This is a genomic window from Streptomyces sp. NPDC101132 (assembly GCF_044759225.1).
GTDB lineage: Bacteria > Actinomycetota > Actinomycetes > Streptomycetales > Streptomycetaceae > Streptomyces.
In genome coordinates this window covers 569679-595757 of the sequence record NZ_JBIVYX010000001.1, presented here as the reverse complement: position 1 = coordinate 595757, position 26079 = coordinate 569679, and the positions used below count along the sequence as shown (strand labels likewise).

General features: G+C 73.7%; 22 protein-coding genes and 1 tRNA gene. 10 read left to right on the top strand and 13 right to left on the bottom strand.

The annotated features are described in order from the left end of the window. Window positions 1-102: 102 nt before the first annotated feature. The 4 genes from ACIQUR_RS02725 to ACIQUR_RS02710 are packed head-to-tail and all read left to right on the top strand — an operon-like array spanning window position 103 to window position 3371. Window positions 103-855, top strand: coding sequence for a (Fe-S)-binding protein (locus ACIQUR_RS02725; RefSeq protein ID WP_403657110.1), 753 nt, complete (start codon window positions 103-105; stop codon window positions 853-855). Next, window positions 852-2330 carry a lactate utilization protein B gene (locus ACIQUR_RS02720; RefSeq protein WP_403657107.1) on the top strand — a complete coding sequence of 493 codons (1479 nt, stop codon included), beginning with the start codon at window positions 852-854 and terminating at the stop codon, window positions 2328-2330. The genes ACIQUR_RS02725 and ACIQUR_RS02720 overlap by 4 nt, the downstream gene beginning before the upstream one ends. Next, window positions 2327-2974, top strand: coding sequence for a lactate utilization protein C (locus tag ACIQUR_RS02715; RefSeq protein WP_403657105.1), 648 nt, complete (start codon window positions 2327-2329; stop codon window positions 2972-2974). Before ACIQUR_RS02720 ends, ACIQUR_RS02715 begins: the two co-directional genes overlap by 4 nt. Before the next feature lie 4 nt (window positions 2975-2978). After that, window positions 2979-3371 carry a VOC family protein gene (locus ACIQUR_RS02710; protein ID WP_403657102.1) on the top strand — a complete coding sequence of 131 codons (393 nt, stop codon included), beginning with the start codon at window positions 2979-2981 and terminating at the stop codon, window positions 3369-3371. On the opposite strand, the gene ACIQUR_RS02705 is transcribed toward ACIQUR_RS02710, so the two are convergent. Then, window positions 3368-3931, bottom strand: a complete 564-nt coding sequence (locus tag ACIQUR_RS02705) for a DUF309 domain-containing protein (protein WP_403657099.1) — start codon at window positions 3929-3931, stop codon at window positions 3368-3370. The two genes, ACIQUR_RS02710 and ACIQUR_RS02705, sit on opposite strands and share 4 nt — an antisense overlap. A 107-nt stretch (window positions 3932-4038) precedes the next feature. Between ACIQUR_RS02705 and ACIQUR_RS02700 the strand changes: the two genes are divergently transcribed. Further along, window positions 4039-4115 (top strand) — tRNA-Pro (locus ACIQUR_RS02700). Between the two features lie 186 nt (window positions 4116-4301). On the opposite strand, the gene ACIQUR_RS02695 is transcribed toward ACIQUR_RS02700, so the two are convergent. Both ACIQUR_RS02695 and ACIQUR_RS02690 read right to left on the bottom strand, forming a co-directional pair. Further along, window positions 4302-4655 (bottom strand): DUF6086 family protein, encoded by a 354-nt coding sequence (locus tag ACIQUR_RS02695; RefSeq protein ID WP_403657096.1) that lies wholly within the window; start codon window positions 4653-4655, stop codon window positions 4302-4304. Beyond that, entirely contained in the window at window positions 4652-8692 is a 4041-nt protein-coding gene (locus tag ACIQUR_RS02690; RefSeq protein ID WP_403657093.1) for a polymorphic toxin-type HINT domain-containing protein, read from the bottom strand. Before ACIQUR_RS02690 ends, ACIQUR_RS02695 begins: the two co-directional genes overlap by 4 nt. A 433-nt stretch (window positions 8693-9125) precedes the next feature. Here ACIQUR_RS02690 and ACIQUR_RS02685 point away from each other — a divergent pair, with 433 nt between their 5' ends. Beyond that, window positions 9126-11198, top strand: coding sequence for a trypsin-like serine protease (locus ACIQUR_RS02685; protein ID WP_403657090.1), 2073 nt, complete (start codon window positions 9126-9128; stop codon window positions 11196-11198). Between the two features lie 14 nt (window positions 11199-11212). On the opposite strand, the gene ACIQUR_RS02680 is transcribed toward ACIQUR_RS02685, so the two are convergent. The 8 genes from ACIQUR_RS02680 to ACIQUR_RS02645 all read right to left on the bottom strand — a co-directional run bounded on the left by ACIQUR_RS02680 (window position 11213) and on the right by ACIQUR_RS02645 (window position 18819). Then, complete coding sequence (locus tag ACIQUR_RS02680; RefSeq protein ID WP_403657087.1) at window positions 11213-12532, bottom strand: MAB_1171c family putative transporter; 1320 nt, start codon at window positions 12530-12532, stop codon at window positions 11213-11215. After that, window positions 12529-13089, bottom strand: a complete 561-nt coding sequence (locus tag ACIQUR_RS02675) for a hypothetical protein (RefSeq protein ID WP_403657084.1) — start codon at window positions 13087-13089, stop codon at window positions 12529-12531. The genes ACIQUR_RS02680 and ACIQUR_RS02675 overlap by 4 nt, the downstream gene beginning before the upstream one ends. A 256-nt stretch (window positions 13090-13345) precedes the next feature. Continuing rightward, on the bottom strand, window positions 13346-13894 hold the full coding sequence (locus ACIQUR_RS02670; protein ID WP_403657081.1) for a hypothetical protein: 549 nt from the start codon (window positions 13892-13894) through the stop codon (window positions 13346-13348). Between the two features lie 197 nt (window positions 13895-14091). After that, window positions 14092-14772, bottom strand: a complete 681-nt coding sequence (locus ACIQUR_RS02665) for a potassium-transporting ATPase subunit C (RefSeq protein WP_403657078.1) — start codon at window positions 14770-14772, stop codon at window positions 14092-14094. Window positions 14773-14778: 6 nt separating this feature from the next. Next, window positions 14779-16905: a potassium-transporting ATPase subunit KdpB gene (gene kdpB, locus ACIQUR_RS02660; protein ID WP_403657979.1), complete on the bottom strand. Its 2127-nt coding sequence runs from the start codon at window positions 16903-16905 to the stop codon at window positions 14779-14781. A 26-nt stretch (window positions 16906-16931) separates the two neighbouring features. Next, window positions 16932-18596, bottom strand: coding sequence for a potassium-transporting ATPase subunit KdpA (gene kdpA / locus ACIQUR_RS02655; protein ID WP_403657075.1), 1665 nt, complete (start codon window positions 18594-18596; stop codon window positions 16932-16934). An 8-nt stretch (window positions 18597-18604) separates the two neighbouring features. Further along, window positions 18605-18694, bottom strand: coding sequence for a K(+)-transporting ATPase subunit F (gene kdpF / locus ACIQUR_RS02650; RefSeq protein WP_361431180.1), 90 nt, complete (start codon window positions 18692-18694; stop codon window positions 18605-18607). Further along, the gene (locus ACIQUR_RS02645; RefSeq protein WP_403657072.1) at window positions 18691-18819 is read right to left on the bottom strand and encodes a hypothetical protein; all 129 of its coding nucleotides are present in this window, start codon (window positions 18817-18819) and stop codon (window positions 18691-18693) included. The genes kdpF and ACIQUR_RS02645 overlap by 4 nt, the downstream gene beginning before the upstream one ends. 347 nt (window positions 18820-19166) lie before the next feature. On the opposite strand from ACIQUR_RS02645, the gene ACIQUR_RS02640 reads away from it, so the two are divergent. Together ACIQUR_RS02640 and ACIQUR_RS02635 are read left to right on the top strand one after the other, a co-directional pair. Next, a complete protein-coding gene (locus ACIQUR_RS02640; RefSeq protein WP_403657069.1) occupies window positions 19167-19463 on the top strand; it encodes a hypothetical protein in 297 nt (98 codons plus the stop codon). A gap of 236 nt (window positions 19464-19699) precedes the next feature. Beyond that, window positions 19700-20980 (top strand): phosphatase PAP2 family protein, encoded by a 1281-nt coding sequence (locus tag ACIQUR_RS02635; protein WP_403657976.1) that lies wholly within the window; start codon window positions 19700-19702, stop codon window positions 20978-20980. An 84-nt stretch (window positions 20981-21064) separates the two neighbouring features. Here the strand turns inward: ACIQUR_RS02635 and ACIQUR_RS02630 are convergent, their stop codons facing one another. After that, complete coding sequence (locus ACIQUR_RS02630; RefSeq protein ID WP_403657066.1) at window positions 21065-22705, bottom strand: trypsin-like serine protease; 1641 nt, start codon at window positions 22703-22705, stop codon at window positions 21065-21067. Window positions 22706-22707: 2 nt separating this feature from the next. After that, window positions 22708-23298 carry an RICIN domain-containing protein gene (locus ACIQUR_RS02625; protein WP_403657063.1) on the bottom strand — a complete coding sequence of 197 codons (591 nt, stop codon included), beginning with the start codon at window positions 23296-23298 and terminating at the stop codon, window positions 22708-22710. A 300-nt stretch (window positions 23299-23598) separates the two neighbouring features. Between ACIQUR_RS02625 and ACIQUR_RS02620 the strand changes: the two genes are divergently transcribed. Together ACIQUR_RS02620 and ACIQUR_RS02615 are read left to right on the top strand one after the other, a co-directional pair. After that, window positions 23599-25002 carry a sulfatase gene (locus tag ACIQUR_RS02620; RefSeq protein WP_403657060.1) on the top strand — a complete coding sequence of 468 codons (1404 nt, stop codon included), beginning with the start codon at window positions 23599-23601 and terminating at the stop codon, window positions 25000-25002. 145 nt (window positions 25003-25147) lie between these two features. Continuing rightward, window positions 25148-26059 carry a formylglycine-generating enzyme family protein gene (locus ACIQUR_RS02615; RefSeq protein WP_403657057.1) on the top strand — a complete coding sequence of 304 codons (912 nt, stop codon included), beginning with the start codon at window positions 25148-25150 and terminating at the stop codon, window positions 26057-26059. Window positions 26060-26079: the final 20 nt, after the last annotated feature.

Sequence of the window (26079 nt, the reverse complement as noted above, 5' to 3'; positions counted from 1 at the left end):
GGATTGCCGCCGGGCCCCGCGCGGCCTCCGCTCGCGGACACCCCCGCATCCGGCCCGTGGACACCCCGGCCCGCCGCCCGCCCGCTCGCTATGCTCCGGCCCATGCGCGTCGCCCTCTTCGTCACCTGCGTCAACGACGCGCTCCACCCCGGCACCGGCACCGCCGTCGTCCGGCTCCTGGAGCGGCTCGGCGTCGACGTCGACTTCCCGGCCGCGCAGAGCTGCTGCGGACAGCCCCAGTACAACACCGGCTACCGCCACGAGACCGAACCCCTGCTCCGCCGCACCGCGCACGCCTTCGCCGGCTACGACCACGTCGTCACCCCCTCCGGATCCTGCGCCGCCATGCTCCGCGAGCACTACCCCCGGATCGGCCGCCGGGCCGCCGAGGAGGGCCGCGGCACCGAACTGGCCGGCCTGGCCGCGGACCTGGCGCCCCGCACGTACGAGCTGACCGAGTTCCTGGTCGACGTACTCGGCACGGTCGACGTCGGCGCGTACTACCCGTACACCGTCACCTACCACCCGTCCTGCCACGGCCTCCGGAGCCTCGGCCTCGGAGACCGGCCCCGCCGGCTGCTCGCCGCGGTGGAGGGCCTGGACCTGCGGGAACTGCCCGGCGCCGCGGAATGCTGCGGCTTCGGCGGCACGTTCGCCGTCAAGAACCCCGACGTCTCCGCCGCCATGGCCGCCGACAAGGTGCGCGCGGCCCTCTCCACCGGCGCCGACGTCCTCTGCGGCGCGGACAACTCCTGCCTCGCCCACCTCGGCGGCACCCTGCGCCGCCAGGGCGCCCCGCTGCGCACCCTGCACCTGGCCGAGATCCTGGCGAGCACCCGGGAGGACCACCGATGAGCGGCGCCACGTACCTCGGCATGCCGGCCTTCCCCGACGCCGCCCGCGAGGCGGTCCGGAACACCACCCTGCGCGCCACCCTCCGGCACGCCACCCACACCATCCGCGACAAACGCGCCCGGGCCGTCGCCGAACTCGCCGACTGGGACCGGCTGCGCGCCGCCGGCAAGGCCGTCAAGGACCACACCCTCCGCCACCTCGACCACTACCTCCTCCAGCTGGAGGAGGCGGTGACCGCGGCCGGCGGCACCGTCCACTGGGCTGCCGACGCCGACGAGGCCAACCGCATCGTCACCGGCCTCGTCCTCGCCACCGGCGAACGCGAAGTCGTGAAGGTCAAGTCGATGGCCACCCAGGAGACCGGCCTCAACGAGGCCCTGGAGGCCGCCGGCATCGCCGCCTACGAGACCGACCTCGCCGAACTCATCGTGCAGCTCGGCCACGACCGCCCCTCCCACATCCTGGTCCCCGCCATCCACCGCAACCGCGCCGAGATCCGGGACGTCTTCCGCGCGGAGATGGGCCGTTGGGGCCGGCCGGCCCCCGAAGACCTCGGCGACGCCCCCGCCGAACTCGCCGAGGCCGCACGGCTGCACCTGCGCGAGAAGTTCCTCCGCGCCAAGGTGGGCGTCTCCGGCGCCAACTTCATGGTCGCCGAGACCGGCACCCTCGTGGTCTTCGAGTCCGAGGGCAACGGCCGGATGTGCCTCACCCTCCCCGAGACCCTCATCTCGGTGGTCGGCATCGAGAAGGTGGTCCCCACCTTCCGCGACCTGGAGATCTTCCTCCAGACCCTGCCCCGCTCCTCCACCGCCGAGCGGATGAACCCGTACACCACCATGTGGACCGGCACCACGGACGACGACGGCCCCCGCGCCTTCCACCTGGTCCTGCTCGACAACGGCCGCACCGACACCCTCGCCGACCCCGTGGGCCGCCAGGCGCTGCGCTGCATCCGCTGCTCGGCCTGCCTCAACGTCTGCCCCGTGTACGAGCGGGCCGGCGGCCACGCGTACGGCTCCGTCTACCCCGGCCCCATCGGCGCGATCCTCAGCCCCCAACTCCGCGGCACCGGAAGCGAGATCGACGCCTCGCTGCCCTACGCCTCCACCCTGTGCGGGGCCTGCTACGAGGTCTGCCCGGTCGCCATCGACATCCCCGAGGTCCTGGTGCACCTGCGCGAGCGCGTGGTCCAGGGCGGCAATGTCACACGTGACGGTGTACGGGTACGCATCCGCCCTGCCCGCGGCCACGCCGCCGAACGCGCCGCCCTGCGCGCCGCCCGCTGGACCCTCGACCACCCCGGTGCCCTCCGCGCCGGGGAACGCCTGCTGGCCCGCACCCGCCGGTTCCACCCCCGCCGCCTGCCCGGCCCCGGCCGCGCCTGGACCGACACCCGCGAGCTCCCGGAAATCCCGCCCGAACCCTTCCGCGACTGGTGGCGCCGGCGCGACCACGGGGGAGGGGACGCATGAGCACCCGGGAACGCATCCTCGCCCGCATCCGCCGCGCCCAGGGCGAGACCGGCCCGCCCGGCCCCGCCTACGCCGCCGACGTCCCCCGCGACTACCTCCGCGTCCACGGCACCCGCACCCCCGCCGGGACCGCGGACCTGCTCGCCCGGAACCTCGCCGACTACCGTGCCCTCGTCCACCGCACCGACGAACCCGGCCTGGCACCCCTGCTGGCGCGACTGCTCGCGGCCCACGGCACGGCACGGGTGCTCGTACCGCACGGCCTCCCGGCCCACTGGCTGGCGGCCGCCGACGCGACCCGCGTCCCCGAACGCCCCGCGCCCACCCTGCACGACCTCGACCGGATCGACACCGTCGTCACCGGCTGCGCCCTCGCGGTCGCCGAGACCGGCACGATCGTCCTCGACGGCGGACCCGGCCAGGGCCGCCGCCGGTCGACCCTCGTCCCCGACCACCACGTCTGCGTGGTCCGGGCACCCGCCCAGGTCGTCGACTCCGTCCCGCAGGCCCTGGAACGCCTCGACCCCACCCGGCCGCTCACCTGGATCTCCGGACCATCCGCCACGAGTGACATCGAACTGGACCGAGTGGAGGGCGTACACGGCCCCCGGACCCTGGAAGTCGTCCTGCTTGCGACAGACTGACCCCATGTCCGCACATATCGCCCTGACGGCCCTCGTCGTCCTCGACTACGACGAGGCCATCGACTTCTACACCCGCGCGCTGAACTTCGAGCTGGTCGAGGACACCCCGCGCCCCGACGGCTCCCGCTGGGTGGTGGTCCGCCCGCGTGGCGCCACCGAGGCCGCCCTCCTGCTGGCCCGCGCCAAGAACGACGAGCAGCGCGCCCGCGTCGGCGACCAGACCGGCGGCCGGGTCGGCTTCTTCCTGCACACCGACGACTTCGCGACCGACCACGCCCGGATGACCGCCGCCGGCGTCCACTTCCTGGAGGAGCCGCGGCACGAGCCCTACGGCTCCGTGGTCGTCTTCGAGGACCTCTACGGCAACCGCTGGGACCTGCTCCAGCCCACGAACTAACGCCCGCGCCCCCGGGGCGGCCCCCCGCCGCCCCGCAACCGCGGAGCCTCGGCCACCGCATCCACCACCCCGACGCCCGGGGCCACCCGAGTCGCCAACTCCCGCGCCCACCCGACGAGCCCGTCCAGATCCAGCCCGTACGGCCGCCGGCCCCCCGGCACCTCAGCGTCCCCCGTCGCCTCGGCGGCCCCCGCCACCTCAGCCGCTTCCGCCAGCCCCGCGGCACCGCGCAGCAGCAGCCGGGCCCCGCCGGTGGCGTTGCCCCGGGCGGCATGGGTGAGCCCCACCGCGAGCTGCGCCAGCGCCCGCCACAGCCCGGCCTCCTCCGCCGGCCCGGTCTTCCAGGCGTCCTCGAACACCTCGTGGGCGTGGAACGGCATCCCGGCGTCCAGCAGCCGCTGCGCCTCCCGCACCGTCTCCTCCGGGGCCCGCACCACCCCCTCGGGCTGCCGCGGCACCCCCTCCGCCCCGTACGGCAGCGGCCTGCCCAGCCCGTCACGCGGCCGCGCGCTCCGCGCCCGCCCCTCGCCGTCCCGGTCCCGCCCGTCGCTCCGCTCCACACCCCCATCCTGCCCCGCCCGGCAAACCGGTGCTGGCGCACCCCCCGACGTGCGGTAATGTTCTTCCTGCACGCCACACCAGGGGGAAACCCCAGGTCAGCGAGCACCGGGACGTGGCGCAGCTTGGTAGCGCACTTGACTGGGGGTCAAGGGGTCGCAGGTTCAAATCCTGTCGTCCCGACCATGCGGAAACGCAGGTCGGAGGCCGTTCTCTCGTATCGAGAGAACGGCCTTTCGTGTGTCCTGGTGCCGCCGAGCCGACGGGGAGGCTCGCCCGACGCGAACAGGGCCCGCTGGACGATGTCCAGCGGGCCCTGTTTTTCGCCGCCCGCGACCGGCCCGTTCGTCCGACCGCAAGCGTCCGCAGCCCTTACATGGAGCGGGCGAGGGCGCTCGCGGCTTCCCTGAGCGCCCGGTTCTCGGCCGAGTCCTGATCGAGGGGAGCCCCCAGGCGCTCCTGCAGCACGAGTGAAGTGAGGAGGACCCCCTTGATCAGCTCTCGTTGCACCGGGTGCCGTGCGGACAGGTAGTGGGCGTGGAGTGCGCCGGCGAAGGCTGTGAACACCACTCGCTCCACTTGGCAACTGTCGTCGTCACGCGGTGAGAGCCCGGTGGGCACGCCCAGCATCTCGCCGACGGCCTCGGCCATGGAAACGTAGAGCTTGCCGATCCGCAGTGACGGGTTCCAGAGCGTGTCGCCCGCGCTCTCGAAGTAGTAGCTCACTCGGGAATCTCCAGCCTGAGGTCCAGATCGGGATGTGCCCGCCTCAGTTCCTCGATGCGGGCCTCGAGAGCGGCACGGAACCTCGGGTCGACCGGCTGCTCGAACCGGAACCCGATCGGAGCTTCCTCGTAGCCGTCCATCTGACGGCGGGCCTTGAGGTACTTCTCGAGCTTTCCGTTGATGTGCTTCGTGAGCCAAGCGTCGTCGGCGTACGTCGCACTCTTGAGCTCCCACAGGACTCCACCGTCCACGTGATCGATGTCAGTGATCAGGTTTCCGGTCTGAGGATCATAGATGGGGTATTCGCGCTGCCCCTCGAGGCACAGCGGGTTGGTGTTGTGGACGAGGACCGGGGTCGGGCCGGCGAGGACGTAGTACGTGTGGAGGTCGTTGACCGTGAGGTTGTAGGCGGGCGCGAGGCCCTTCCAGTGGGTGACCTTGCCGACCTGGACGGTGGTGCCGACCGGGGTGCGGAGGGCGTCGCCGACGCGGAGGTCCGCGGCGTCGGTCCAGCGCTTGCGGTTCTGCACCCAGTACGGGTGGTGGTCGGTCGAGGTCAGCGGGGCGGCCGACGCGCCCCGCAGCTCGATGTCGGTGAACTCGCGGTCGTCGGGCGTGTAGATGGTGGCTTTGACGACGCGCGGGCCGGTGGTCCCGGTGAGCGGGTCGGTCGCCGTGACGAGGTCGCCCACCTCGATCTGCTCGATGGGCCTGGTGGTGCCGTCGCCCATCAGGACGGCGGTGCCGGCGGGGAAGCTGTTCTTGCGTCCGCAGGCGGGCGCCTTCTTCCACAGGTCCGCCAGCTTGTCGAAGAGGTCCTTGGCCTTCGGGCCGTACTTCTCGGCCCACCGGGCGGCCTTGATCGGGGCGGCGCCCCAGCCGAGGACCGGGATCGCGGAGGCGCAGGAGAGGGCCGCGTCGACCCACATGCCCTCGCGGCCGCTGGGCGCGAAGTGCTCGATGGTGCCCTCGATCGCGTACAGGCCGCAGTTCGCCAGGTCCGCGAACTCGCCGAAGCCGGGGACGAGGCCGAGGACGTCGAGGCTGATGTGGAGGACGTCCATGGGGTGGACGCCGAACTCGGGGGCGAGGACCATGACCGGTCCCAGCGGGCCCTGGACGACGAAGCTGAGGGCGGCCATCCCGTAGGTGAGCCACTTCTGCTTCTTCTTCGCGGCCTCGGCGCGCTGGCGCTCCTGCTCGGCCTTGACGTACTGGTCGTGCATGTAGCGCTTGACCGTCGACTCGTAGGCGCCGCGTGCCTCGTGGGCGCTCATGCCCGCGTTGCGGGCCGAGTCGTAGGCCTGCTGGGCGGCCTGGTACGCGCTCACCGCGTACTCGGCAGCGGTCTCGGCGGAGGCCTGCGCGGACGCCGCGGAGTTCGTGGCGCGCTGGGCGCTGCGGGCCGCGTCGGACTCGGCCGTGCGGGCCTTGGCCGCGGACGCCGCCGCCGCCGAGGCGGAGGCGGAGGCGCGGTCGGCGGCGGCCTGGGCGTCCTTGGCGAAGCCCGCGGCCTTGTCGGCGTAGCCGGCGGCGGTCTGGGCGTGGCCCCTGGCCTCGTCGGCGTAGCCCTGGGCGTTGGAGGCGGCCTGGGCGGCCACGTAGGCGTCCTCGTAGGCCTTGGCCTCGATCTTGGCGGCGTCGGCGATGATGCCCTGGATCTGCGCGACGTGGGCCGCGTTGAGCTCGTCGCGCCGCTTGGCCCGGAACTGGCCCGAGACGATGAACGTGCGCAGCTCGGTGTCGGGGCTGGCCAGTGCGGTCTCGGCGGCTGCCTTGACCTCCGGGGTGCCGCCCTCGGCCAGGCTGGCGGCCTTGACGCGGTCGTCCTCGATGCGGGCCTGGTGCTGGCCGGAGAGCAGGAACGCGGCCAGGGCCTTGGGGTCGGCGCTGTCCAGGGCGGCCTTGGCGGCCTCCTTGACGCCGGTGCCGCCGGCCTCGGAGATGCGAGCGACCTCGATCCGGTTGTCCGCGGCCGCCGCCTGGTACTGGCCGGTGGTCACGAAGGCGTGGACCGTCGCCGCGTCGCCCGCCAGCGCGGTGGTCGCGGCGGTGCGGACGTCCTCGAGGGGGGAGTTGACGGAGAGCTGGAAGGCCGTCTCGCGGTCGTCCTGCTCGTCGGCCTTCCTCCAGCCGGTCGCCGCGTACGCGACCACGGCCGCGTCGTCGCCCGCCAGGGCGGTCTCGGCGGCGGAGCGGCCCCACGGACCGCGGATCTCCAGCGCGGTCAGCGCCAGCCTCCGGCCGGTCTCCACGATCTGCTCCGTGCCGGCGCCCGGCTGGGCGGCCTGCTCGGCCAGGGTCTTGAACTGGGCGTCGAGCTTCGCCGTCTCCTGCTGGATCCGGGCAGCCTCGGCCTTCCCCGCGTCGTACTTCGCCTTGGCGTCCCGGGCGTGGTTGACCTGCGTCTTCGTGCGCGCGGCGACCTCCTCGGCCTCCGTGGCGCGGGCCGCGGCCTGGACCTCCCCGGCCTTCTTGACCGCGGCGCTGGCGGCCTGGGCCGCCTTCATGGCCTCCTCGGCGTTCAACTTCGCCTGCGTCGCCGCCTTCTGCGCGTCGTTGGCGTACTGCGCGGCGTTGCGGGCGGCGGTGGCGGCGTTGCGGGCGTGCGCGGCGGCCGACCGGGCCGCGCTCACGGCCTCGCGGGCCTGCGTCGCCGCGGCCGCCGCGTTCTGCTGCGCCACCTGGGAGGAGCGCCGGGCCTCGGCGGCGTGCCGGCGCGCGGAGTCCGCGGCCGCCTTGGCCTCCTGGGCGCTCAGCCCGGCCTTCTGCGCCCACTCACCGGTCGTCTCGGCGTTGAGGGCGGCGTCGGTCATGTCGGCGACGGCGCCCAGTGCGGCCTGCAGCGCCGCGTTCGCCTCGGTCAGCGTCTTCTGCAGCGCCTCGGCGGAGTCGGCGATCTTCGACGCCTGGAGCGCCGCGGCGTCCGCGTCGGCGGCGACCTTCTCGTTGACCTTGCCGGAAGCCGCCGCGCTCCACGCGCGGCCCGCGGCCTCGGACGCGTACAGGGCGGCCGTCGAGGCGTTGTGCGCGGCGATCGCCGCGGTCTCCGCGGCCGCGTTCGCGGCCCGGGCCGAGGCGATGGCGGACCGGGCGGCCGACGCGGCGCGCCGGGCGGACTCGGCCGCCCTGCGTGCGGCGTTCTTCGCCCGGACGGAGTCCTTCTCCGCGGCCCGCATCTCCTCGGCCGCCTTGGCGGTCTCCTCCTTGGCCAGACGCGCGGCGTTCTTGGCCTTCTCGGCCTGCTCCTGCGCGCTCTTCTTGGCCTTCTCCGCCGCCACGCCCGCGTCCGCGGTCTGCCTGGCGAGCTCGGTGATGGTGGCGTGCTCCTGGTCCTGCGCCCGGGTGATGTACTGCCCGTACGCCAGGAAGTCGCGGACGTCCTCGATCGTGCCCTTCAGCGCGGACGCGGCGGCCCGCTTGGTCGCCGGGCCCCCGGCCGCCTCCAGCTGCGCGACGCGCACCCGGGCGTCGTCGTCGCGCTGGCGGAACTGGCCCTCGGCGAGGAACGCGCGGATGTCCTCCGTCGTGCCGCGCATCGCCTTGTCACCGGCCTCGCGCAGACCCGCGCCACCGCCCTCGGTGATCCGGGCCGCCTCGACCTGTTCGTCCTGCGCCAGCGGCGCCTTCCAGCCGTCCTTCATGAAGGCGGCCAGATCCTCCGGCGTCCCGGCCAGCGCCTGCTGGGCCGCCTCCCGCAGACCCGGACCCGCGTCGGTGACCAGCTTGAGCGCGGCCTCCCGCAGGTCGAGGTCCTCGGCGACCTTCTGACCCGTACGCAGGTACTCGGTCACCTGCTCGTCCTTGCCGGCGAGCGCCGCTCCGGCGGCCGTCTTCACCGCCGGACCGCCCGACTTCCACGCCTGCAAAACCTGCTGACGAGGCGTCAGCTGGGGTGTCGACTCCTCCGCGACGGCGGGGGCCGCGGAGACCAGTCCGGCGAGCAGCGAGAGGGGCAACAGGACGCGAGCGGCCGTGCCGGCCGTGCCGAACGCCCTCCCCCTCAGCGCGCCGCGTGGGCTTCTTCTCTGACGCACGATGGACAATTCCCTTGGTCGGTGACGGCGCAGTCGTGCGGGCAGCGGGCAGCGGCCGCCGGCCGCGCCGTGACCGGCGTGGCGGCGTTCCGTTCCGTGCGGCAGGACTGCGGGGCCCGCCGGCCGCCCCTGACCTCTCCCCAGGCAGGGCGGCGGCGGGCCGGAAGTTCGCGAGTGAACAGGCCCCCAGGTGCCCGGCGTTGCTTTCGGTCCACACCGGGCGAGGCCCAAGAGTGGCACATGCCGGAGCAGTTGTCGCCCCCGATCCGGATCCACTTTAGTGAAAACACCGGCTATGCTCGGGGCATCCCCAGGCCAACACCGCACCCCCAACGGTGCGGATGTGCCCAGTTTTCAGCTGCTCAGGCTCTCTTCGGACTTCACCTCGCCCCGCACCCGACGCGGCGGCGACTTTCAGGAAAGTGAAATCTCAGTGCGCACACACAGATGGCTGGCCGCCGCCACCGCCACCGCCGCGGTCGTCCTGGGGGCACCCGCGCAGACCGCCTCCGCCGAGACCGTGCCGCCGGCCAACGCCGGTGCCGCCTTCGCGGTCGAGGACGGCGCGTACCCCTACCGCTCGGCGGTCCTCGCCGCCACCGGCGCCGACCTCATCGCGGGTGACGGCAACATCACCCACACCTCCTGCTCCGGCCCCTACCAGATCATGGTCTGGGCGCGGAACCTGCTGACCAGCGACTCCAGGATCTGCTTCCGGGCCGGCCGGACCGGCTCCCTGACGGTGAGCATCCCGCGGGCCTACCGCATCGAGACCGTCGGACGCGACCTCAAGGCCGACATCTCCATCGACGGGCAGACCTCGAACCTCACCGTCCCCCGCGACACCACCAAGGGCTTCGGCGAGGCCGACCCGGCCGACCCCAAGCGGGCCGTGCTGCTCCAGCTGAACGTCACCGGCTCCTCCGCCCCGGTCGGCGCGGGGCAGCCCCTCGGCACCGCCGAGATCGCCTACCACGCGCAGCTGAACATCGGCGCCGGCAAGCGGTTCTGCTCCGCCGCGCTCGTCGACCCCAGCTGGGTGATCGCGGCCAAGAGCTGCTTCGCCGACAAGCCGGCGGAGAGCAACACCGTCACCGACGGCGCGCCCAAGGACGACACCACCGTCACCGTCGGCCGGAAGCTGCTCCCCGTCCTCGGCGGCCACACGTCGAAGATCACCAAGCTGGTCACCCGTGCCGACCGCGACCTGGTCATGGCCCAGCTGGAAAGGCCCGCCGCCGGCATCGCCCCGCTGGCGCTGTCCCGCACGGCTCCCGCGGCCGGGGAGACCCTGAAGGTCGGCGGGTACGGCCGCACCGCGTCGGAATGGGCGCCGCAGGAGCTCCACACCGCCGAGTTCACCGCCGGCACCGCCTCCGCGACCGGCTTCGACCTCACGCCCAAGGCCGCCGACACCACCCTGTGCAAGGGCGACGCCGGCGGACCGGCCGTCCGTACCGAGAACGGCAAGCCCGCCCTGGTCGGCGTCACCAGCCTCACCTGGCACGCCGGCTGCCTCGACGGCCCCGCCGACGAGACCCGTACCGGCGGTTTCGACGCCCGGGTGGACGACATCCGCGACTGGATCCAGCAGACCCGCGCGCTCACCACCGGCTGGAAGACCGAGGCCGTGGTCCAGGGCGGCACCAAGCTGTACCAGGCGATCCGCCTGGCCGACGGCACCTGGACCGACGCCGCGGACGTCGAGGCGAAGGCGGGCGGCATCGGCGGCGTCCGCGCCTCCGCCGTCGCCGGCATCAACGGCGACACCCACGTCGTCGCCCTCGGCGGCGACGGGAAGGTGCACCACACCGTCCGCAAGGCCGACGGCACCTGGGGCGCCTTCGGTGACGTGAACCAGGCCGCGAGCCCGCTGTCGAACGTCAGCCAGCTGTCCGCGGTCTCCATCGGCCACGAACTGCACGTCCTGGCCGTCGCCAACGGGCGGCCCCACCACACCGTCCGCCGCCAGGACGGCACGTGGACCGTCTTCGGTGACGTCACCGGCGCCGCCGGCCCGATCGGCACCGTGACCGCCGTGGCCACCGCCCACACCGCCGGCCAGCTCCAGGTCATCGCCGTCAGCGGCGGCAAGGCGTACCACACGCTCCGCGCTGCGAACGGTACGTGGGCCAAGTGGGGCGACGTCGCCGGCGCGGCCGGCGCCACCGGACCGGTCACCGCGGTCGCCATGGCCGGCACCGGCAGCGACGCGCAGATCGTGGTCGCCACCGACAACGGCACCCGCCAGTACCACTCCCTGCGCAAGGGCGACGGGACCTGGACGCCGTTCGGCAGCCTGACCCCGTACCTGGGCCAGATCACCGTCAAGTCCTTCGGCGCCGGCTCCGTCGACGGTGAGCTCCAGCTCGCCGCCACCACCGCCGACGGCAAGGTGCTGCACACCACCCGGCGCGCCGACGGCACGTGGGCCACGACCGCGCCGGTCGCGCTCGACGGACTGACGGGCACCCTCGGCGGCATCGCGCTCGCGGGCACCCTGTAGGACGGGGCGCGGCATCAGCCCGCGGTGCGGGGGGCGGCCGGCACGGCGTCCCCCGCACCCGGGCGGTGACCGCCTCCGGGACCGGGACCCGGGCCCGGACCGGGACCCGGACCCGCTCCGGTGTCCCGCCGCGCTCCCGTTTCCCGCTCGGCTCCCGTTTCCCGCCCCGCCTCCGTACCCGCCCCCGCCCACAGGCGGCCGGCCAGCTCGGCCGCCGCCGGGGCGCGGACGGCGGCGGCCACCCTGCCCAGCCACTCGGCCTCGGTCTCCAGGTCGGCGCCCTCCTGCACCAGGGCGTGCTCCGGGAACCGGGGCCGCGCACCGGCGCGTTCGGCCCGTGCGGCGAGCAGCAGGACGACCGCCTCCGCGGTCGCCTCGCGCTCCGCCGGGGCGACGGCGCCGTGGCCGGCCACGGCACGGCGTACCGCCTCGCGCTGCCCGGGCGAGACGTGGCCGGACAACGCCAGGGCACTGTCGCGGACTTCGATCACGTAGCGGTACCGGATCAGCTCGACGTCCCTGCCCAGCCCGCCGGCCAGCGGCAGGACGACCTCCGGCGTGGCCTCCGTGAGCAGCCGCCACAGCGGGCGGATCGCCCGCACCTGCCGGCGCAGCCGGGCCCGCCGCGCGGTCTCCGCAAGCGAGGGCCACAGCACACCGGCCACGAGCAGCAGCATCGTGCAGGACAGCAGGGCCTGCGTGGTGACGACCACTCCGGTGGTGCCGAGGCCCGGCCACCCGGCCGCACCCGCCAGGAGGTGGACCAGCCGGTGCAGTACGTAGAGGAGGCCGCACGTGCAGGCCAGGCCGAGCAGCCGGATGGAGGTCCGGGACGGGCCGGGCGAGGCGTGCCGCCCGTACCGGCGGCACAGCAGCATCCCGTTCACGACGGCGTGCAGGACGTACCCGAGGAAGATCGTCCAGTACGCGGTCATCGAGGGCGACCGGACCGCGAGCAGGTGTGCCTCGCCGTCCGGCAGGGGCGTCGCGGCGAACGCCACGACCAGACCGGCCTCCGCGAGGCCCAACAGGATCCACGGGCCGCGCACCCGGCGCCGCCCGCGCACCCCGGAGAGCTCCCGGATGAACGCGCCGAGCACTCCCAACGCGGCCAGCGACAGCATGTGGACCGGCAGGTTCGTGAAGCTCTCCACGCCGACCGCGTGGTCGATGTGGCGGCGCAGGGCGGGCGAGCCGATGGTGAACGCGAGGGCGAACACGGCCCACATGACCCACATGACACGGTGCTGCCGCGGCGCCGCCCGCAGGCTCGGCGCCTTGCAGAGGACCAGCAGCCACAGCGGCGGCAGCACACACCACTCGAAGACCCTCACCGGAACCTCGGCGTGGTCCGGGGCGAGAACGCGCGCAGCACGCGCCGCAGGGCGTCGGCGGCGTCGCGGCCGGCCGTGGGCAGGGCGGCGGGCGCCGCGTCGAAGTGCTGCCACATGAGCGAGGCCAGGAGTTCGGCCTCCTGCTCCTGCCGCGTCGTGGACTTCGTCCGGGTCCGGCCCAGCAGCCGGGCGGCCATCGCGGGGTCGAGGTCCGGGAAGAGCTGCGCGAGCATCGCCGGCTCCGGCGCCGTCTGCTCCCGGTGGTCGAGCAGGATGTGCGCGAGCTCGTGCAGGATGATGTGCGTCTGGTGGGGCCGGCTGGTCACCACGTTGTAGTAGACGTGGTCGGCCGTTCCGAAGGCCACCCACATGCCGCACGCCCCCGTGGCCGCCGGCATCGCGGCGGGCATCGGGAGGAGCCGCAGCGGCCGGCCGCGCTCCGCGGCGACGGCCTCGCAGAGGTGTTCCACCTCGAACGGATGGGGCAGATCGAAGCGCTGGACGATCCTCCGGCACCTCGTCCGCAGCTCGCGCCCGTCGTGCACCGCGCTGGTCATAGTGTTCCGTGCCCCCCGATACAGCTCCCGGGCACAGCCGTGCCCGGTCAGACTTCCCCGGGGTGCACGCTAGAGATCCACACGCGTCCTGGACAAGTCGGGCCAGGATGCGGGACGTCCCGGACCGTCCGACGGGGCACCCCGGGACACCCCGGAACCACCGCCTCCGCGGCCCCGGCGTTACGCGGCCGGGCCCCCGGGACGGCGTGCGGCGGCCCGGACGCGGGCGGAGCCGGCCCTGCCCCCGACCGCCGGATCAGCGCGCCGAAGGCGCCGGCCCCTCCGCCACCGGCCCCTCCGCCACCGGCCCTTCCGCCACCGGCCCTTCCGCCACCGGCCCCCCGGGCCGGGCGTCGCCCTGCTCGATGAGGGACCGTACGGCCTCGATGCCCTGGGTCGACATGGTCGCCACCGCCGCCGCGCGCAGCGCGACCGAGCGCACGTCGTTGGCCCGCATCGCGGCGATCAGCGCGAGCTGCGCGGAGACGCGGGCCTCGACCTCGTCGTCGATGAAGTAGGCGAGCGGCACCCCGAAGAACTCGCCGAGCACGCGGAGCGTCCCCACCGTCGGGTTGTCCGCCTTGCCCTTGGCCAGGGCCCACAGCCGGCCCACCGACAGCTTCGGATCGCCGGGCCCCGCGGCCTCCTTGATGCCGTCCACGACCTCCTGGAGGGTGTAGCGCCGCCCCAGGGGCTGCACGTACGCGAACAGGTACTCGATCCGCCGGGCGAGCAGCGCCACCGCCGCGTCGGGCGAGCCTTCCGCGACCGTGTCCGCGGACGACTCCTGTGCCTCGTCGATCATGACCTGCTCTCCTCATACCGTCTGGTGGCACGATATCCCGCGGAAGCCCGCCGGACACCGGTCCGGCCAACCCTCTCCGCCTCCGGGCAAGGCCCGGGAACGGGCCGGGGGCAGGCCGGCGCCGCGCTGGACCGCCGCCCCTGCGGAACGCTCGGCGGGGAACCCCGCCGAGCGTTCCGCAGGGACGCGCGGCCCGATCAGCCGCCGGCCGTCAGGGACTTGAGAGCGACGTTCAGCCGGAGGACGTTGACGCGCGGCTCGCCCAGGAAGCCGAGGGTGCGGCCTTCCGTGTGGTCCGCGACGAGGCGCTCCACCCGGTCCACCGGCAGGCCGTTCCGCTCCGCGACGCGGTGCACCTGGAGTTCGGCGTAGGCGGGGGAGATGTGCGGGTCGAGTCCGGAGCCGGACGAGGTCACGGCGTCGGCCGGCACGTCGGACGGCTTCACCGCGTACGTCGCCGTGGTGTTGTCGGCGACCACCGCCGCCTTCGCATCCTCGACGGCCTTCACGAGGTCGGGGTTGTCGGCGGCCTTGTTGGTGGCGCCGGACACGAGGAGCGCGTACTGCGTGTTGACGCTGTTGGAGCCCAGACCGGCGGACGGGCGCGGCTGGAACCACCTGAGGTCCGGCCGGGCGGCCTCGTCCGCGTCGTCCGGGTCCTTCTTCGGCAGGTCGTAGCGCTGGCCGATCAGCGCCGAGCCGACGACCTCGCCGTCCCTGCCGGTGATCTCGGAGCCGTTGGCCCGGTCACGGAAGAGGGCCTGGGCGATGCCGGTCACGGCGAGCGGGTAGAGGACGCCGCAGAGCACGGTCAGGACGAGGAGGGCGCGCAGGCCGGCGCCGAGCAGCCGCGCCGCGCCGGAGACGGAGTTGTTCACAGCAGATCAGCCGATTCCGGGGATGAGGGAGAGAGCCATGTCGATGAGCTTGATGCCGACGAACGGGGCGATCAGGCCGCCGAGTCCGTAGAGGCCGAGGTTGCGGCGGAGCATCCGGTCGGCGCTGGTGGGCCGGTACTGCACGCCCCGGAGGGCCAGCGGCACCAGCGCGACGATGATCAGCGCGTTGAAGACGACGGCGGAGAGGATCGCGGACTGGGGGGAGGCCAGGCCCATGATGTTGAGCCTGTCCAGGCCCGGGTGGACCACCGCGAACATCGCGGGGATGATCGCGAAGTACTTCGCCACGTCGTTGGCGATGGAGAAGGTGGTCAGCGCGCCGCGGGTGATCAGGAGCTGCTTGCCGATCTCGACGATCTCGATCAGCTTGGTGGGGTCGGAGTCCAGGTCCACCATGTTCCCGGCCTCCTTGGCGGCCGAGGTGCCGGTGTTCATCGCCACGCCGACGTCCGCCTGGGCGAGCGCCGGGGCGTCGTTCGTGCCGTCGCCGGTCATCGCGACCAGCTTGCCGCCGGCCTGCTCGCGCTTGATGAGCGCCATCTTGTCCTCGGGGGTGGCCTCGGCGAGGAAGTCGTCGACCCCCGCCTCCTCGGCGATGGCCTTCGCGGTCAGCGGGTTGTCGCCCGTGATCATGACCGTCCTGATGCCCATCCGGCGCAGCTCCGCGAACCGCTCCCGCATGCCGGGCTTGACCACGTCCTTGAGGTGGATGACGCCCAGGACCCGGGCGCCCCGGTCGTCCTCGACCGCCACCAGGAGCGGGGTGCCGCCGGCCGCGGCGACGGTGTCGGCGAGGGTTCGGGCGTCGTCCGCGACGGTGCCGCCGCGCTCCCGCACCCAGGCGATGACCGAACCGGCCGCGCCCTTGCGGATCCTCCGGCCCTCGACGTCGACGCCGGACATCCGGGTCTGGGCGGTGAACCCGATCCACTCCGCGTGGGCGAGCTCGCCCCGGTGGCGCTCGCGCAGCCCGTACGCCTCCTGCGCGAGGACCACGACCGAGCGGCCCTCGGGGGTCTCGTCGGCCAGCGAGGAGAGCCGGGCGGCCTCGGCGACCTCGGCCCGGGTGGTGCCCCGCACCGGGACGAACTCGGCGGCCTGCCGGTTTCCGAGGGTGATGGTTCCGGTCTTGTCGAGCAGCAGCGTGGACACGTCGCCGGCCGCCTCGACGGCGCGGCCGGACATGGCCAGCACGTTGCGCTGGACCAGCCGGTCCATGCCGGCGATGCCGATCGCGGAGAGCAGGGCGCCGATGGTGGTCGGGATCAGGCAGACCAGCAGCGCGGCCAGCACGATCATCGACTGCTCTGCCCCCGCGTAGACGGCGAAGGGCTGGAGCGTGACCACGGCCAGCAGGAAGACGACGGTGAGGGACGCCAGCAGGATGTTGAGGGCGATCTCGTTGGGGGTCTTCTGCCGCGCCGCGCCCTCGACGAGGCTGATCATCCGGTCGATGAACGTCTCGCCGGGCTTCGTCGTGATCTTGATGACGATCCGGTCGGACAGCACCTTCGTGCCGCCGGTGACCGCGCTGCGGTCGCCGCCGGACTCGCGGATGACGGGTGCCGACTCGCCGGTGATCGCGGACTCGTCGACGGAGGCGACGCCCTCGACGACGTCTCCGTCGCCGGGTATGACGTCGCCCGCCTCGCAGACGACCAGGTCGCCGACGCGCAGCCCGGTGCCGGGTACGGACTCCTCCTGGCCGGCGGACGTCAGGCGGCGGGCGACGGTGTCGGTCTTGGCCTTCCGCAGGGTGTCGGCCTGGGCCTTCCCGCGCCCCTCGGCCACCGCCTCGGCCAGGTTCGCGAAGATCGAGGTCAGCCACAGCCAGGCGGCGATGGCCCAGCCGAACCAGTCGCCCGGGTCGGTGAGGGCCAGGACGGTGGTGAGCACCGAACCGATCTCGACGACGAACATGACCGGCGACTTGACCATGACGCGCGGGTCGAGCTTGCGCACCGCCTCCGGGAAGGACCTGAGCAGCTGCGCGGGGTCGAAGAGCCCGCCGCCCACGCGCCCTTGGCCCGGCCGGGGGCCGGCCGGCACGTCCTGGTGCGGGGCGCTGGTGGTGGTGGCCGCGCCGATGGCGGTGTCCTGGGCCAGGGGCATGGCGTCCTGCTTCTTCGTGTTCGTGGTCATGACGCCAGCCCTTCGGCGAGCGGGCCCAGCGCCAGCGCCGGGAAGTAGGTCAGACCGGTGATGATCATGATGGAGCCGACCAGCAGGCCGGTGAACAGCGGCTTCTCCGTGCGCAGCGTGCCCGCTGTCGCGGGGACGGGGCGCTGCTCGGCGAGCGAGCCGGCGAGCGCGAGGACGAAGACCATGGGGAGGAAGCGGCCCAGGAGCATCGCCAGGCCGAGCGTGGTGTTGTACCACTGGGTGTCGGCGTTGAGGCCGCCGAAGGCGGAGCCGTTGTTGTTGGCGCCCGAGGTGTACGCGTACAGGACCTCGGAGAAGCCGTGCGCACCGGAGTTGAGCATCGAGTGCGGCGGGGTGGGCAGGGCCATCGCGGCGGCGGTGAAGCACAGCACCAGGGCCGGGGTGATCAGGATGTAGCAGGCGGCGAACTTGATCTCGCGGGTGCCGATCTTCTTGCCCAGGTACTCCGGCGTGCGGCCGACCATCAGGCCGGCGATGAACACCGCGATGACCGCCATGACCAGCATCCCGTACAGGCCGGAGCCCACGCCGCCGGGCGCGATCTCGCCCAGCTGCATGCCGAGCAGCTGGATGCCGCCGCCGAAGCCGGTGTACGAGGAGTGGAAGGAGTTGACCGCGCCGGTGGACGTCAGCGTCGTCGCGACCGAGAAGAGCGCCGAGGCGCCGACGCCGAACCGGGTCTCCTTGCCCTCCAGCGCGCCGCCCGCCGCCTGGAGCGCGGGCCCGTGGTGCGCGAACTCCGTCCACATCATCAGGGCGGTGAAGCCGAGCCAGATCGTGGCCATCGTGGCGAGGATCGCGTAGCCCTGCCTCAGGCTGCCGACCATCCGGCCGAAGGTGCGGGTCAGGGCGAAGGGGATGACCAGGATCAGGAAGACCTCGAAGAGGTTGGAGAACGGGGTCGGGTTCTCGAAGGGGTGGGCGGAGTTGGCGTTGAAGTAGCCGCCGCCGTTGGTGCCCAGCTCCTTGATGACCTCCTGCGACGCGACCGCGCCGCCGTTCCACTGCTGCGTGCCGCCCGTGAACTGTCCGACCTCGTGGATCCCGGCGAAGTTCTGGATCGCGCCGCACGCCACCAGGACGACCGCCCCGATCACCGACAGCGGCAGCAGGATCCGGACGGTGCCGCGCACCAGGTCGGCCCAGAAGTTGCCGAGTTCGCCGGTGCGGGACCGCGCGAAGCCCCGTACGAGGGCCACGGCGACGGCCATGCCGACCGCGGCGGACACGAAGTTCTGCACCGCGAGGCCACCGGTCTGCACGACGTGGCCCATGGCCTGCTCACCGGCGTACGACTGCCAGTTGGTGTTGGCCACGAAGGAGGCGGCGGTGTTGAAGGCCTGGTCCGGGTCGATGGCCCGGAAGCCGAGCGAGCCGGGCAGGACGCCCTGGTCCCGCTGGAGGGCGTACAGGAAGAGGACGCCCACCGCGGAGAACGCGAGGACGCCGCGCAGGTACGCGGGCCAGCGCATCCCGCTGTCCGGGTCGGCGCCGATGGCCCGGTAGATCCAGCGCTCCGGCGCGTAGTGCTTCCCGGAGGAGTAGACCCTGGCCATGTGGTCGCCGAGCGGGCGGTGGGACAGGGCCAGCGCGGCGATGAGGGCGAGGAGCTGGAGCAGGCCAGCCGTCTGGGAACTCATGGGCGTGCTCAGAACCTCTCCGGCTTGACGAGGGCGAGGACGAGGTATCCCAGCAGGGCGACGGCCACGATCAGGCCGACGACGTTCTCGGCGGTCACAGCTTGGTCACCCCCTTGGCGACGAGACCCACCAGCGCGAAGACCGCGACCGTGGTGAGGACGAAGGCCAGATCGGCCATCGCGAGCTCCTGTGGACGAAGTGATGAAGTGCTTTCCGGCCTCACTGGCCTGGACCGATCAGACCGCACGCCGGGGGCGGTGCCGGATGGCCTTGACGCCCTCCATACGGCGTGCGGGGATCCCTTGACGCGTCTCTGACGCGGTGGGCCTCCGGGGCACCGGGGGAGGGCCGCCCGGGCACGCACCGGGGTACCGGTCGGCCCTGGCGGGGGACCCGTGGGCGTGGTGTCATGAGAGTGGCGGAAAGAGCCGGAGTGAGGATGCGGAGGAGCGGCCGGCGGCCGTGCACCGCACAATCAGGACCCGCGAGAAGTGGGCGGACTCTTTCCGTCCTCACGTGGCGGGCCCGTAGGGGCACGCAGAGGACCGCGCCGCGACGAGGTGAGCACGCATGGAATCGGAATCGGCATCGTGGACCACACCCGGGGTGTTCGCCGGGCCGGGCGGCGTCCTCACCGAGGGCGGCGGGACCCTGACCGGGGAACTCACCGTGCACACCGAGTGGGAGCAGGGCCGCGCAAGAGTGGCCGTCCAGTACCAGGACGGCGGGGAGTGGTACGCCCTGGCGGGCAGCCCGGTCGCCTGTCCCGATCCGCGGGTGAGCCGGTCGGTTCACCAGAGCGCGGTCGAGGCCGTCCGGGCGGGCGGCGCGGTGCGTTTCGCGCCGTGGGTGACCCCGGCGGCCTGAAGCAGATCGTCTCCGGCAGCCGATTCCGTTAACATGTTCGAACTTCTCATTCGATCATTTTGAAATGTAAACAAATCGGCTGAAAATTGATATCTCACACAGGGCGAACTCTTTCCCGCGGGGACGCCGCGAACGCCGCTGCCGACGCGACCGCCGACGCCACCTCCACCGCCGGCGGCCCCGCCGCACCCGGGGGCCCCGGGGACGACCCCGCCGGCCGGCGCAGACGCCTCGCGCTGTGGGCGGCCGCGGGCGCCGTGGGCCTCGGCTTCCTCGTCGCGCTGGAGATCGCGGCGCGCCACTACGGCGTGCCCGGACCGATCACCACCCAGGCGCGCGAAGTGATCTTCGCGCCGCGGTCCGCGCCGCTGCTCTACGGCAGCATGGCGCTGATGATGGTGGTGCTCACCTGGCGCCGGCGGTTCGTCGCGGCCGGCGCGGCGATCGCCATCGACCTCGTCTTCTTCCTGGTGCGCTGGGCGGTCGGCGCCGAGCAGATGCCCGGCAACGGACCCCTCCTGGTGGTGCTGGCCCACGCGGTCATCGCCCTCACGCGCCGCACCGGCCGGGAGCGCGTCCTGCTGCTGAAGGGCGTCGGCCTCGCCCTGCTCCTCGTGGCCGGCCGCAAGACCGGCTACACCTGGCTGATGATCACGTCGAAGACCCGTCCCACGGTCCTCGACCAGTACGTCGCCACCGCCGACCACGCACTCGGCAACCCCTCCTGGGTGGTCGGCCGGATCGTCGAGGCCACCGGCTCCGTCGGCGCCCACGTCCTCGACTGGGTCTACATCCAGCTCGCCGTCGCCGCGATCGTCGTCGCCGTCCACCAGCTGCGCAACGTGGCGGCCGACGGCCGCTTCCCCGGTCACCACCTGGTGCGCACGTTCCTGGTCATCGGCCTGCTCGGCCCCGGCATCTACATGATCTACCCGGTGGTCGGACCGATCTTCGCGTACGGCGCCGACGGCGGACACTGGGCGGTGGCCGACCTGTGGCCGCACACGCCGCCCGCCCTCACCACCCCGCAGCCGATGCCCTTCGACGAGGTCACCCCGCGCAACTGCATGCCCAGCCTGCACACCGCCTGGGCCACGGCGATCTTCATCCACTCCCGCAAGGGGCCGTTGGCCCTGCGGCTGCTGGGCGTCTTCTGGCTGGTCACCACCCTCGGCGCCACGCTGGGCTTCGGCTACCACTACGGCGCCGACATCATCGCCGGCGTGGTGTTCACCCTCACCATCGAGGCCGCCCTGCGCGCGCTCGACCGGGGCTGGGACCGGCGCGCCACCCTGCTCGTCGGCCACGGCACCGTGGTCTTCGCCGCGCTGCTCGCCTCGTACCGCTACCTGCCGGAGGAGATGGCCGGCCTGCCCTGGCTGTACGGACCGCTGCTCATCCTGGCGACCGGCTCGGTGGTGTACGGCTACGTACGCACCACCCGGCACTGGGACCGGCAGCCGGCGGCGGTACGCGTGCCGGAACAGCGCCGCGAGCCGCAGCCCGAACCGGTCTGACGGAGGCCGTCCGACCGAACGCGGCGAGGGGCCGTTCCGGAGCGATCCGGAACGGCCCCTCGGCCGTGGGCGGCCCGGAGGCCGTCAGAGGGTGCCGGCGAGGTCGACCGCCCCCGGGGTGCCCGGCAGACCCGGAGCGGTCACCGGAACGGTCTTCGCCCACGTGCGGTCGGTGTGCCGCACGGTGTGCAGGACGCGGCCGTCGGCCGTGGTGACCGCCACCTGGAGCTCGCCGTCCACACCGGCCGCGGCGACGGACCCCGCGGTGACGTTCCCGAGGACGCCCGCCAGGTCCCCGAAGGAGTCCCAGCGGCCGTCGGCCCTGCGGATGGCGTGGTACTGGCGGGTGCCGCCGTCGGTCGCGACGACCACGTGCGCGTCGCCGCCGGTGCCGGCCATCGCCACCGAGGTGACCGGACCGGTCGGGCCGGCCGCCTGCGCGACGTTCCCCCACGCCGTCCAGTGCCCGGTCGTGGCGCGCAGCGTGTGCAGGGCCCTGCCGCCGCTGACGGCGATCACCTGGAGCGCGCCGCCCGCACTGGCCGTGGCCACCTGGCTGACGTCGCCGATCGGGCCGGTGGCCGCCTCGACGTCGCCGAACGGGGTCCAGTGGCCGGTGGCGTTCCGCACCGTGTGGAACACCCGGCCGCCCGCCACGGCGACGACGTGCAGGTCGGCGCCGACCGACACGGTGGACACCTGGGTGACGTTCTCCAGGGTGCCCGCCACCGCGCCGATGTGCCCGAACGTGCCCCACCGGCCGTCCGCCGTGCGGACGGTGTGGTGCAGGCGCCCGTCGGTGGCCAGGACGACCACGTGCGTGTCGCCGTTGACGCCGGCCACGGAGGCCGCGCGCACGCCGCCGACGCCGCCCGCCGCGGCCTGGACGTCGGTGAAGCCGGTCCAGGTGCCGTCGGCCAGCCGGATGGCCTGGTGGAGACCGGCGCCGCTCTGCACGAGGGCCTCCGTCTTCCAGCCCGGGGCCAGCGCGCGGGTCTGCGTGATCCAGTCGGCCAGGCCGTCGGCGCGTACCGCGACCGCGTCCGTACGGGTCTCCGCCGGGTCCGTGCCGAGGCAGCCCGCACCCCAGGAGCGGCTGCTCACCGCGACGAGGGTGCCGTCCGCGGCGAGTACGGGGCCGCCCGCGTCGCCCTTGCACACGCCGGCCCCGGACCTGCCCTTGAGCCGCAGCGTGGTGGCGTCCGCGGTGACGGTGTCGAAGGCGCCGGAGTGCGCCTTCCCGGGCACCCAGTCGGTCCTGGTCCGGCCGAAGCCGGCCGCCGTGACGGCGGTGCCGGCGGCCGGAGCCGCGGTGGCGAGCCGCACCGGGGCGACCTCGGTGACCGGCCGGGCGAGCTGCGCCAGCACCAGCTGACGGTCCTCGCGGGGCGCGAGGGCGGTCACCTCGACGGTCTGGTCGCCGACGGCGGCGGTGGACTTCCGGGCCGGCTTGCCGGCCGCCACCCGCTCCCCGGGCCGGGCGGCGAAGCAGTCGGCCGCGGTGAGCAGGGCGTCGGCCGCGACGAGGACGCCGGTGCAGGCACGGGCGGTGTCGCCCTCGCCGACGGTGAGACGGGCGGTGTGGGTGAACGCGCCGTCGGCCGCCGGGGTGCCGGTCAGGGCCGAGGCCGGGCCGGCCAGCAGGCCGGCGGCGACGGCCGCCACGGCGGTGGCCGTCACGGCCGTCGTGCCGGTACGGGTGGACCGCTTGCGGGAGTCGGACACGGTCAGGCCTTCTTCCAGAGGTTGTTGGGCCTGCCGTTGCACCACCACAGACCGATCGGCGAGGCGTTCTCCGTCTTCTCGCCGCTGACGTTGAGGCAGAGTCCGTTCGCCGCGTCGGTGATGGTGCCGTCCGCGTTGACGTTCCACTTCTGGGCCGCCTCGCCGTTGCACGGCCAGGAGATGAGCCGGGCCCCGGCCTTCGCGACGCCGCCGGACGGGGTGACGCACATGTCGCCGAAGACCCGGAGCTCCTTGGCGTCGGTGTACGTGAACTGCTGGTTCGGGCCGCCCCAGGCGTCCCAGATCTGGACCGGCGCGTCCCACGCGGGGCCCGCCACGTCCAGGGCGCGGTTGGAGCCGGCGCCGATCAGGAAGAAGGTCGAGGCGATGGTCTTCTCGATCCACGGCCTGATGTCGTCCGTGCGGGCCGCGACGGCGCCCGTACGGGTCTCCGTCGGGGCCGTGCCGAGGCACCCGCCTTGCCAGGAGAGGCCGGCGACGCCGGCGAGTTCGGTGCCGGTGCCGGGCTCGTCCCGCAGGGCGACCGCACCACCGTCTACCTGGAGTCCGGAGCCACCGGCGACGTGAAGCACGGCTGATCCAGGCCCCACCGGCAGTGCCCCGGACCGACCACGGTCCGGGGCACTGCCCATTTCATCCGCCGTACATGGAACCGGCGTTCCGGTTCACCTAACCTCGTCGCCATGGCAGCAGGAATCCTCACTGCGCGCCGCCACGTCGACCAAGGACGCCTGGCGAGCGCCCTCTGTACGGTCGCCCCGGCGCGCTGACCGCGCCCGCCCCTCCCCCTGCCCCTTCCCCTTCCGCACCGCGGCCCGGCGGCCCGTCCGCCGTGCCCCCCTGCGCACACGCACCCAGGAGGAACGGACAACATGAGCGACAACGGACGACCCCCGGTGAGCCGACGCGGCTTCCTCGGCGCCGCCACCGCCGTGGCCGCCGCCACCGCCGTACCCGCACTCGCACAGGTCGCCGGAGCCGGCCCCGCCGCTGCCGCCGGCCGCCCCAACATCCTGCTGATCGTCACCGACGACCAGCCGAAGCACACCGAGTGGGCCCTGCCCAAGACCGTCGCCTGGCTCGCCGGCCAGGGCGTGAAGTTCACCCACGGGCACGTCACCACCCCGCTGTGCTCGCCCTCGCGCTCCAGCGTGTTCTCCGGCCGCCACGCCCACAACCACGGCGTCCGCAACAACAAGGCCTCGTACGCGCTCGACCAGAGCACCACCCTGCAGAAGTACCTCCGGCAGGCGGGCTACCGCACCGGACTGTTCGGCAAGTACCTCAACTCGTGGACGCTCGCCCAGAACCCGCCGCACTTCGAGGAGTTCGCCCTCCTCCAGCCCGGCTACAACGACGCGCAGTGGAACGTCAACGGCACCGTCCAGACCATCAACGGCTACACCACGAGCATCATCAGGAACCGCACGCTCGGCTTCCTCGACAAGGCCGCCACCGACCCCCGGCCGTGGTTCGCCTACGTCACCCCGTACGCCTCCCACGGTCCGCGCACCCCCGAGGCCAAGTACGCGGGAACCTCCGTGCCGGACTGGAACGGCCGCCCCTCCGTCCCCGAGAACGACCGCAGCGACAAGCCGGCCTACGTCCGGAACGCCACCGGCACCCTCGCCGACGGCAAGGCCATCCGCGCCGAGCAGCTGCGCACCCTGCTCTCCGTGGACGACGCCGTCCAGGCCTTCAAGGACAAGCTCCAGGCCCTCGGCCAGCTGGACAACACCCTCGTCATCTACATCGGCGACAACGGCTTCAGCTGGGGCGACCACGGCTGGACCGCCAAGTCCGTGCCCTACCGCCCGGCCCACGAGGTGCCGTTCTACCTCTCCTGGCCGGCCGGCGGACTCGGCGCGGGGACCGTGGACAGCCGCATCGTCGCCAACATCGACATCGCGCCCACCGTCCTCGACGCGGCGGGCATCACCCCCACCGCCCCGCAGGACGGCACGTCCCTCCTCTCCTCCGCCGCCCGCGACCACCTGCTGGTCGAGTGGTGGAAGCAGGGCACCGCCGCCGGCGGGGTGCCGACCTGGTCCTCGTACGTCGCCAAGGACCGCCAGTACACCGAGTACTACGACCTGACCACCGACGCCGACGGCACCGTCTCGGGCACCGGCCAGGTCAAGTTCCGCGAGTACTACGACCTGACGGACGACCCGTACCAGCTGACCAACAGGCTCCACCAGGCCACCCCGGCCGAGGAACAGGCCCTTGGCATCCCCGCCCTGGCCGCCCGGCTGGCCGCCGACCGCACGGCCTGACCCGCCCCGCGGCCCCGGCGCCGCGGCCCCCGCCGTCCGGCACGGAGCCCGCCCCGGCCCGTACCGACGCACCACCCCGGGCCGGGCCCCGGTGCCGCCGCGCACCGGGGCCCGGCCGCCGCCCGTAACGCCCCATGGAGCCGCCGTGCACGAGTGCTGCACCCCCGCCCACGCCCAGGGCCCCGCCCCGGAGCCCGTCCTCACCCTCGCGCCGCCGGCCCCCGCCCCGCCGGCCTCCCGGGTGGCCCGGCAGCTGCTCGCCCTGCCCGGCGGGCGCTTCCTGATGGGCACAGACGACCCGGACGGCTTCCCCGCGGACGCCGAGGGCCCCGTGCGGGAGGTGACCGTCGCGCCCTTCCGGATCGCGGCCACCACCGTGACCAACGCCCAGTTCGCCACCTTCGTCAAGGCCACCGGACACGTCACCGAGGCCGAACGCTTCGGCTTCTCCTTCACGTTCGGCGCCTTCCTCACCCACGCGGTCGCCGCGGTCTCCCCTCCGGTCGACGCCGTCCCCTGGTGGCGCGCGGTGGAAGGCGCGAGCTGGCGCCACCCCGAAGGGCCCGGCTCGCACGTCACCGACCGGCAGAACCACCCCGTCGTCCACGTCTCCTGGAACGACGCGCAGGCCTACTGCGCCTGGTCCGGCACCCGGCTGCCCACCGAGGCCGAGTGGGAGTACGCGGCCCGCGGCGGCCTGGAGCAGCGCCGCTACCCGTGGGGCGACGAACTGACGCCCGGCGGACGGCACATGTGCAACATCTGGCAGGGCGACTTCCCCGTCCTCGACACCGCGGAGGACGGGTACGCGGGCACCGCGCCGGTGAAGTCCTACCGGCCCAACGGCTACGGCCTCCACAACACCGTCGGCAACGTGTGGGAGTGGTGCGCGGACCGGTTCGCCCCCGGCCCGGGGACCGCCCGCGCGATGCGCGGCGGCTCGTACCTGTGCCACGACTCGTACTGCAACCGCTACCGGGTCGCCGCCCGCAGCTCCAACACCCCGGACAGCTCGACGGGCAACATCGGCTTCCGGGTGGCGGCGGACCCGGCGTGACGGCGGCCCGCTCCTGAGCC